This window comes from Flavobacterium frigoris PS1, from assembly GCF_000252125.1.
Classification (GTDB): domain Bacteria; phylum Bacteroidota; class Bacteroidia; order Flavobacteriales; family Flavobacteriaceae; genus Flavobacterium; species Flavobacterium frigoris_A.
This window is the reverse complement of sequence record NZ_AHKF01000014.1, coordinates 157,659-167,785: the sequence shown is the minus strand read 5'-3', so window position 1 is coordinate 167,785 and position 10,127 is coordinate 157,659. Positions and strand designations below refer to the sequence as shown.

8 protein-coding genes and 1 riboswitch are annotated in these 10,127 nt (G+C 35.8%); all 8 genes read right to left on the bottom strand.

The window, feature by feature from the left end:
- Positions 1-2,064: dihydropteroate synthase (locus tag HJ01_RS05320; RefSeq protein ID WP_081478702.1), on the bottom strand; the 2,064-nt coding region annotated here is incomplete at its 3' end.
- Between the two features lie 346 nt (positions 2,065-2,410).
- On the bottom strand, positions 2,411-2,629 hold the full coding sequence (locus tag HJ01_RS05315; RefSeq protein WP_007137294.1) for a hypothetical protein: 219 nt from the start codon (positions 2,627-2,629) through the stop codon (positions 2,411-2,413).
- 75 nt (positions 2,630-2,704) lie between these two features.
- Positions 2,705-3,706 carry a homocysteine S-methyltransferase family protein gene (locus HJ01_RS05310; RefSeq protein ID WP_007137293.1) on the bottom strand — a complete coding sequence of 334 codons (1,002 nt, stop codon included), beginning with the start codon at positions 3,704-3,706 and terminating at the stop codon, positions 2,705-2,707.
- Positions 3,707-3,956: 250 nt separating this feature from the next.
- Positions 3,957-4,076, bottom strand: a riboswitch (SAM riboswitch).
- Between the two features lie 93 nt (positions 4,077-4,169).
- On the bottom strand, positions 4,170-5,222 hold the full coding sequence (locus tag HJ01_RS05305; protein ID WP_007137291.1) for an NAD(P)/FAD-dependent oxidoreductase: 1,053 nt from the start codon (positions 5,220-5,222) through the stop codon (positions 4,170-4,172).
- A gap of 139 nt (positions 5,223-5,361) precedes the next feature.
- Complete coding sequence (locus HJ01_RS05300) at positions 5,362-5,940, bottom strand: bifunctional precorrin-2 dehydrogenase/sirohydrochlorin ferrochelatase (protein ID WP_007137290.1); 579 nt, start codon at positions 5,938-5,940, stop codon at positions 5,362-5,364.
- Positions 5,927-6,721: a uroporphyrinogen-III C-methyltransferase gene (gene cobA, locus HJ01_RS05295; RefSeq protein WP_007137289.1), complete on the bottom strand. Its 795-nt coding sequence runs from the start codon at positions 6,719-6,721 to the stop codon at positions 5,927-5,929. Before cobA ends, HJ01_RS05300 begins: the two co-directional genes overlap by 14 nt.
- On the bottom strand, positions 6,714-8,804 hold the full coding sequence (locus HJ01_RS05290) for a HEPN domain-containing protein (protein ID WP_007137288.1): 2,091 nt from the start codon (positions 8,802-8,804) through the stop codon (positions 6,714-6,716). Before HJ01_RS05290 ends, cobA begins: the two co-directional genes overlap by 8 nt.
- A 68-nt stretch (positions 8,805-8,872) precedes the next feature.
- Complete coding sequence (locus HJ01_RS05285; protein ID WP_007137287.1) at positions 8,873-10,117, bottom strand: sulfate adenylyltransferase subunit 1; 1,245 nt, start codon at positions 10,115-10,117, stop codon at positions 8,873-8,875.
- Positions 10,118-10,127: the final 10 nt, after the last annotated feature.

The following is a 10,127-nucleotide window of genomic DNA, read 5'->3' as shown; positions in this document are numbered from 1 at the left end:
GGGGGGGGCTTCGTACAGTTCAATATCGTCATCGTTAACTTGGTTTGCAGGGAAAATTCCGTAGATTCCTTTGGCTGTCAGTTTCTTTTCTTTCAAAATGACCCCTAACATTTCATTGGCATCTGCAAAAACAGAAGTCGCCTGTTCTCCAACCACTTCATCCGTCAAAATCGCTGGGTATTTACCAAACAATTCCCAAGTTCTAAAAAATGGAGTCCAGTCAATGTAAGGAACCAATACGTCTAATTCTACTTCGATCACTTGTTCACCCAATACATTTGGTTTCACAGGAGTAAAATTATCCCAATCCAATTGCAATTTATTTTTACGAGCTTGTTCAATGGTCAAGAAATTTTTGTCGCGCGAACGGTTCAAAAACGTCTCTCTAAACGCATCATATTCTGCTCTAATATCACTCGCATATATTTTTTTATCCTTGTTCAACAAACTTCCAGCAACCGTTACGGCTCTCGAAGCATCATTAACATGAATAACTGTTTCTCTATATTGAGGCGCAATTTTCACGGCAGTGTGCGCACGCGATGTTGTTGCTCCACCTATCATTATTGGAATTTTCATCCCTTTTTTATCTAATTCCTTAGCGAGATAAACCATTTCATCAAGTGAAGGAGTAATCAAACCACTTAAACCAATAATATCTACATTGTGCTCTATCGCAGCTGCAATAATTTTTTCAGGAGGCACCATAACTCCTAAATCTACGATCTCATAGTTATTGCAAGCTAACACTACAGAAACAATATTTTTACCAATATCATGTACATCTCCTTTTACAGTTGCCATCAAGATTTTACCATTCCCTTGTTTGTCACCAGCTTGTTTACTTGCTTCAATAAATGGCAATAAATACGCCACGGCTTTTTTCATCACACGTGCCGATTTCACCACTTGTGGCAAAAACATTTTCCCTGAACCAAATAAATCTCCAACTACATTCATTCCAGTCATCAAGTTAATTTCGATAACTTCGATAGGTTTTGTAGCTGCAAGTCGGGCTTCTTCAATATCTAACAGAATAAATTCATCCACTCCTTTTACCAATGAATGTGTCAATCGTTCCTGAATCGTTCCCGAGCGCCATTCTTGGATTGCCTTTTCATTACTCTTTATATCTCCTTTTACATTTTCAGCAAAATCCAATAATCTTTCAGTAGCATCGTCTCTTCTATTCAGAATTACATCTTCAACGCGTTCCAATAAATCTTTTGGAATTTCATCATAGATAGAAAGCATTTCTGGATTTACGATTCCCATCGTCATTCCGTTTTGAATTGCATGATACAAGAAAACCGAATGCATCGCTTCTCTAACTGTATCATTTCCTCTAAATGAAAATGAAACATTACTCACTCCACCACTAATATGTGCGTGAGGTAAATTTTCGCGAACCCATTTGGTTCCTCTAAAGAAATCCAAAGCATTCAAGCGATGCTCTTCCATTCCAGTCGCAACCGGAAATATATTTAAATCAAAAATAATATCCTGTGGAGGAAAACCCACTTTGTTTACCAAAATATCATACGAACGCTGGCATATTTCAACTCGACGATCGTAATTATCCGCTTGCCCCGTTTCATCAAAAGCCATAATAATTGCAGCAGCACCGTATCGCTTGATCAACTTGGCATGATGGATAAACTGTTCTTCACCTTCTTTTAACGAAATCGAATTCACAACACTTTTCCCCTGCACTACTTTAAGTCCTGCCTCGATGATATCCCATTTTGAACTATCAATCATGATAGGCACACGAGAAATATCGGGTTCAGCTGCAATCAAATTTAGGAATTTCGTCATGGCATATTCGCCATCAAGCATTCCTTCATCCATATTAATATCGATGATTTGCGCGCCGCCTTCCACTTGCTCCTTTGCGACGCTAAGTGCCTCTTCGTATTTTTCTTCCTTAATTAATCGAAGGAATTTTCTAGAACCTGTAACATTGGTACGTTCCCCAATATTCACAAATACGCTATCTGGCGTAATGATTAAAGGCTCTAATCCTGATAATACAAGGTTTCTTCTAGTTTCTGCTTGTGCCATTTTTTATTTTTATTTGTCCTGCAAGGTTTCCAAAACCATGTAGGTGTAACTATTTTTTTTTTGGGGCGTGACCCTTCGTAAAAACCACGGGTCGGGCTATTCACTTCAAGTCCTCGCACTTCCTACGTCAGGCTGTGGGCTTTCCGCTGCTATCCCTCACGTATACATTACACTTCAATTGTCTTAGCGAGGAACGAGGCAATCTGATCTAGTAACTCCTCCAATAACATCTTCATTTTTGTTATTCCTCTTTCGAATGAATGACAAAATCATACTGTATCTAATATTCTATTTGTATGCGCGGATTGCAAATACGCGCTATCTGTTTAAATACAACTTATTTAATTCAAAATAGTTCAAAGAAATAACTAACAAATCCGAAGAATCCTATAATAATAAATAATGAACCCGATAAAAACATTTTCAGTTTAGTTGCAAAAAGCATGTCATCTGCATCATACTTATAAAACTTATTTTTCAAACAAATAACTACTCCAACTAAACAGAATAAAATACCAACAATTAATTTTAATATTGGATATATCGAAAAGATGTCTTCTTTCATTTTAAATTTTCCGTCTCTTTTTATTCTCTTAAAAATAATCTATAATTAGATCATAATTTCTTCCCTTACAAAAACCTACATCGTAGCCGTCGATACTCTTGGTTTGTAATCCTTGGCAATATCAGCAATCAATTTAATATGTTCTGGGGTTGTTCCGCAACATCCACCGATGATATTAACTAAATTATCATCTAGATAAGTTTTGATTTGTGATTGCATTTCTGCTGGTGTTTCATCATATTCTCCAAATGCATTAGGCAATCCTGCATTAGGATGTGCTGAAACATTGAATGAAGTATTTTGTGATAAAGTCTGCAAATACGGTTTTAACAAATCAGCTCCAAGAGCACAATTAAACCCTACACTCAACAATGGAATATGAGAAACCGAAACCAAAAATGCTTCTACCGTTTGCCCAGAAAGTGTTCGTCCTGAAGCATCAGTAATTGTACCCGAAACCATGATGGGAATATCTATATTGCGTTCGTCTTTTACTTCTTCTATTGCAAAAAGTGCTGCTTTAGCATTTAAGGTATCGAAAATAGTTTCTACTAATAGCAAATCACTTCCTCCATCAATTAAAGCTTCTACTTGTTGCTTATAAGCAATGCGCAAATCATCAAAAGTTACTGCTCTATAACCAGGATCATTTACATCTGGTGACATACTTGCTGTACGGTTTGTTGGTCCTATTGAACCGGCTACAAAACGAGGTTTGTCTGGATTTTTAGCTGTAAATTCATCGGCTACTTCTCGAGCTAATTTAGCCGACTCGTAATTTAATTCGTAAACAATATCTTCTAGGTGGTAATCGGCCATTCCGATGGTTGTTCCTGAGAAGGTATTGGTTTCAACAATATCAGCTCCTGCCTCAAAATAAGCAGCATGCACCGCTTTTATAGCTTGTGGTTGTGTGAGTGATAATAAATCGTTATTCCCTTTTAGAGAATGTGGAAAATCCTTGAAACGTTCTCCTCTAAAATCTTCTTCGGAGAAATTGTAACGTTGCAACATGGTTCCCATGGCTCCATCGAGGATGAGTATGTTTTTTTTGATGGCTTCGTGAATGCTTGACATAACTTTTTATTTCTTGTAAATCACAATATGAATTGGGATCTATACTTTTGATTATTAATTCCAAAAGTTCACTATTGTTTCTCTTTAGCCCCGATTGCAGTGAAAATCCTTTTTATTTTTTCTTTAAAAATAAAAAGATTGCAACGCAAAGCGGGAGGGATGATGGCAAAAAAGCACCAATCATTCGCTCTAAAAAAAATATCGATATGTTGTCAAGAAAAGGTTTGAGAAATACTGTGGAAGTATTCTTGTGTTATCTATCTTAGATGCTGAAACAAGTTCAACATAAAGTAGAATGTAGCACCTTCTTTAAAGATAAAGGGTTGCTAAGGTTTCATTGGGTCATTCCCTCCGCCTTTCGTGATAACTGTCAATAAATATATGAACACTGCAAAGAAAAGACATAGCGCTAATACTTGCAAGTATTAACGCTATATTTTTCTATTACTTTATTGCTAACATGTTAAACTATTGCTTTCACAACAGCTTTTGGTGCTTCTTTACGAGTTCCATCAAATCCGTCAACACCTGAAACTGTAGTATATTTCAACACATAACGTTTCCCTGGATTGATAATTTGGTATGCTGCCTGACACATTAATGTTGCTTCGTGGAAACCACAAAGGATTAATTTCAGTTTACCTGGATAGGTATTAACATCTCCAATGGCAAAAATACCTGGAATATTAGTTTGATAATCTAAGGAGTTGTTCACTTTGATTGCGTTTTTCTCTATCTCTAATCCCCAGTTTCCTATTGGACCTAATTTTGGCGTAAGACCAAAAAGCGGAATAAAATAATCTGTAGGAATGGTTCTTTGTGCTCCATTTTCCTCGATAACGATCGACTCGATGTGCTCTGCCCCGTTTAATCCTATTACCTCAGCTGGTGTAATCATTCGGATTTTTCCTGAGTCTTTTAGCTCCTGTACTTTTTCAACAGAATCTAATGCGCCACGGAATTCGTTACGACGGTGAATCAAAGTCACCTCAGAAGCTACATCTGTTAAGAAAATACTCCAGTCAAGCGCTGAATCTCCTCCTCCTGCAATTACTACTCTTTTATCTCTAAACTCTTCTGGATCTTTGATAAAGTATTTAATCCCTTTATTTTCATAGAAAGCGATTCCATCGATCAATGGTTTTCTAGGTTCAAAACTTCCTAAACCACCTGCAATAGCTACTACTTTAGCATGAAATTCTGTTCCTTCGTTTGAAGTTACAATAAAACTTCCGTCTTCTTGTTTTACGATTGTTTCAGCACGTTCTCCTAAAGTAAATCCTGGCTCAAATTGTTTAATTTGTTCCATTAGATTATTTACTAAGTCTCCCGCTAATACTTCCGGAAATCCTGGAATATCGTATATTGGTTTTTTAGGGTATAATTCAGATAACTGCCCTCCTGCTTGTGGCAAAGCATCTAATATATGGCATTTTAATTTTAATAATCCTGCTTCAAAAACTGCAAATAAACCAGTTGGACCGGCTCCTATTATAAGGATATCTGTTTCAATCATTTTATATTCTTTATATGTATTATGCTTAACTATTTTTGATGTAAAGTAACGAACGATTCTTAGTAAATTAAATGATAAATATCATTCAAACTCTTTGATCTATATTCTATTTTTCTTTGCTCTACCTCTACTCACTTTATTATTTATTCTTCAAAGAAGCTGTAATCTCATTCATTTTTTGAACTTTTTCTTCGAAATCTCCTTTTAATGTTTTGCGATATTCGTTTAAATTTTCGACCATTGTATTAATGTCCTCTGGAATAACTTCTTCAAAAAACTCTCGCAATCTTTTGGCTGTTGTTGGTGATTTTCCATTTGTTGAAATAGCAATTTTCACATTCCCTTTGGTTACGATTCCTCCCAAATAATAATCACATAATGGCGGTGTATCGGCAATATTGCAAATCAAGTATCTTTTTCGAGACAAATCATAAATTCTTTTATTCACCTTTAAATCATCCGTACAAGCAATCACCATGTGGCGTTTGCGAAGCATCCAGCGATTAAACTTCCTATAAGTCAGTTTTACTGATGCGTGTTTTCCAGCTAAACTTTCTAATTCCGGCAAAAACCGAGGTGCTATTACCTCAACATTAGCATTAGGACTGGATTTTAATAAAAATGAAAGTTTTTCTAATCCTACATTTCCGCCTCCTACAATCATTACATTAAGATTGTTGAGTTTTAAAAATATGGGATATAATTCATTCCTTTCCATAAACTAATTCTTTATTGTGAATGGATTTTAACTCTTTGTAAAACCCTTTCCTTTTCTTGCTATCACCTACTACCGCTCCAATTACAATAATGGCTGGTGAACTTAAATTCTGATCAGCAACTACTTTTTGAATGGTATTTATTGTACCGATTCCTACTTTCTCTTCAGGAGTTGTTCCGTTTTGAATAATTGCAACGGGGATTTCTCCTTTTGACTCTTTTTGGAAAATAGCAACAATTTCTTCTAATTTACTCATTCCCATCAACACCACTACAGTAGCTGAAGATTGTGCCGCCAAGGCCACATCTGTTGATAATTGTCGGGCCGAAGTTGTTCCTGTTATTACCCAAAAACTCTCCGAAACACCTCTTTTTGTCAACGGGATACCTTGATATGCAGGAACCGCAATTGACGACGAAATTCCTGGAACAACAAATGTAGGAATTCCAAAACTTTCTACATAGTCTATTTCTTCACTTCCTCGTCCAAAAATAAAAGGATCTCCACCTTTAAGACGAACGACATGACCATAAGTCAAGGCGTTATCTACAATTAGTTGGTTGATTTGGTCTTGCGTATAAGCGTGACATCCTTTCCTTTTTCCGACAAATATTTTCAATGCTTTTTTAGGAGCATAGCTTAATAGTTCTTCATTAGCTAAAGCATCATATAAAACCACATTGGCTTCAGCAAGTACTTTTGCTCCTTTTATGGTCAACAAATCTGGATCTCCAGGACCTGCTCCTACTAAAGTTACTATGGGTTTTATTGTTTTATGCATTAGCTAAGTCTTTGGCTCTGTATGTTTCTATATTTTCAAAAAACGCAATTGCTTCTTGAATGTATTTTTGTGCAAATACTTCAGATGGTTCGTTTTGATTGATTTGGTATACCAAGTCTTTAAAATTAGTATCTAAAATAATTTTATTTGTTTCAACAAAAACAGTATCGAACAAATTGATGATACCAGCATGGTGATTTGTTTTTTGGTTTTCAGCCAATAACAATGCTTTTGCTCCATTTACAAAACCTGCATAAGCAAGGTAAATCGCATCAGCCCAATTTTTATCTTCAAAAGCTTCTTGAGCGAAAGTCAATTTATCTTTGGCTTCCAAGATTAATGTAGCAACTAAATCAATTACAACTCCAGCACATTCTCCTACTCCAACTGCTTTTACATAATTATCAGCATTTCCCCAGTCAATGAAATCCTCATCTGTTAGGTTAGTGACATCTGCCAATGGTTTCAATAATTCGTAAAAATACTTCTCTCCTTTAGCATCGTAATAATCTAAAAACGATAATCCGTTCCCATTTGTCTCAAAATCATTTAAGATATAACGCAATGCATCTGGTCCTCTTCGGCTTGGCACTTTGATTACTTTATCAGAAAAACGTCCTTTACCGTCTCCTAGAATTCCACCACCAAGCAATACTTGTAAGGCTGGAGCTACCAATTTGCCTGAATTGATAGACATTCCTTGAAAACCAATTTGAGACATATTATGTTGCCCACAAGCATTCATACAACCACTAATTTTAATAGTAATTTCGCGATTGTCTTTGTACTGAGGAAATTCTAATTTCAAAACTCTCTCTAACTCTTCCGCAATTCCAGTACTACTTGCAATACCTAAATTACAAGTATCTGTTCCTGGACATGCTGTAATATCTCCAATAGTTTCATATCCTAAGGCTACAAAATCTAATTTGGCTAATTCTTGGTAGAAGAAAGGTAAATTTTCTTCTTTTATATTTCTTAGAACAATGTTTTGCTTTAGTGAAAAACGCAATTCATTAGCTCCATAATTTTTAATTAATTCGGCCAAAGCTCTCGCCTTATCTGTATAAAAATCCCCTAAAAGAACTTTAATACCAATCGCAACATAACCTGCTTGTTTTTGAGCGATTACGTTTGAATGTTTCCAAGCTTCAAAAGCAGCGCTATCTTCGATAGTTACTTTTGGCACTTCTAATAAAGTAGCTGGAATAGCACCATCAAAATCAGTAGTGTCAATTTCATATGATTGGTAAGACAATGCTTTTTTCTCTTCGTCAACCAATCTCAAAAATTCGTCTCTTCCAATATCTTTAATTAAGAATTTCATACGTGCTTTTAAACGTTTAGCTCTTTCACCATAACGATCAAAAACTCTTAAAACACCTTCAGTTGTTGGAATAATTTGGTTCACCGGAATAAATTCTGATAATAATTCCGCATGATGTGGCTGTGAACCCAATCCTCCACCTATCATTACTTTAAATCCACGCTCACCATTCACGATTTTTGGAATAAAACCTAAATCATGCAAGTAACTCAAGGCCGTATCTTTATCAGAAGATGAAAACGACATTTTGAATTTACGTCCCATTTCTTGACAAATAGGATTTCTCAAGAAAAACTGAAACATGGCGTGTGCATACGGCGACACATCAAAAGGTTCATCAACATCAACACCAGCTAATTCACTAGCTGTAATATTTCTTACTGTATTTCCACAAGCTTCACGCAATGTGATATCATCGATTGCTAATTGTGCCCAAAGTTCCGGAGTTCTATCTAAACTCACATAGTGAATTTGGATATCTTGACGTGTTGTAATGTGTAAACGCCCCGTCGAATACTTATCAGAAACCTTGGTAATACGCACTAACTGCTCGCTACTCACTTTACCAAATGGCAACTTGATACGAATCATTTGTACCCCTTCTTGACGCTGACCGTAAACACCACGTGCTAAACGAAGACTACGAAAACGTTCGTCATCAATTTTACCGTCTTTAAATAAGGCTATTTTTCTTTCTAAATCGATTATCTCTTTTTGAACAATCGGATTCTCTATTTCGGTTCTAAAACTTTCCATTTGTATTGGCTTATTAGCTACACGCTATAATTCTTAAATGTGGATTTTTTATTGGCTAAAGCCAAAAACTAACGGATAAATCCAACTCCCGCTGTTGTATTGGTTGCCGCATCAATTAAGATAAAGGCACCATTTGATTTATTATCGTTGTAAGCATCAAAATAAATTGCTTTGCTTAACTTGATGTTTACTTCTCCTATTTCGTTAATTGCTAATTGAGTTGCTTCTGTAGTTCCTGAGAAATCAGTGGCAATTACGTTTTTCACGCTGTCAATTTTGGCCAAAACTCTGTTGGTGTTGTGTTGCACAAAATACTTTGCCCCTGGAACCAACTTTTTAGTGTCCATCCAGCATACTGTTGTATTGATGTCTTTCTCCACTTTAGGCAATTCAGATGATTTTACGATCATATCACCTCTAGTCACATTAATATCATTTTCTAATTCAATTGTAATCGATGAACCAACTGAAGCTTCATCAAATTGTTGATCAAAAAAGTGGATATTAGTTACTTTCGATTCAGTTAAAGAAGGTAATACTGTTACAGCATCTCCAACTTTAATATTGTTCCCATATAATTTTCCAGCATATCCTCTAAAATCATGGTATTCTTCTGTTTTTGGTCGGATAACAGTTTGTACCGGAAAACGTGCCTTTCCTTTTTCATAAACATCTGCTGGCTCTAAAGCTTCTAGGTGTTCTAGGATTGTTTGGCCTTCATACCAGGGCATTCCTCCTAATGATTCAACAACATTATCTCCCGTCAAAGCACTCAACGGAATGTAACTTACGTTTTGTTCTTTGAAAGTACTTTTTGCATTTAGCGCTTTAAAGTCGGCTTTGATTTTATTATAAACTTTTTCCGAATAATCAACCAAGTCCATTTTATTAACAGCAACAATTACCTCTTTAACTCTCAATAAATTATTGATAAAAAAGTGACGGTACGTTTGCTCAATTACTCCTTTACGAGCATCAATTAAAATAATAGATACTTGCGAAGTTGAAGCTCCTGTCACCATGTTACGCGTATACTCAACGTGACCTGGAGTATCAGCAATAATGTAACTTTTCTTAGCAGTCGAAAAGTAAATATGCGCTACGTCAATCGTGATTCCTTGTTCTCTCTCAGCAACTAAACCATCAGTAGCCAAAGAAAAATCTAAATAATCGTATCCTTTTTGCTTGCTACTTTTTTCTATTGCTTCCAGTTTATCTGTTGTCAAAGATTGTGTATCGTATAATAATCTCCCGATTAATGTACTTTTCCCGTCATCTACACTTCCTGCTGTTGCTATTTTTAAAACTTCCATTTGTTTTTTG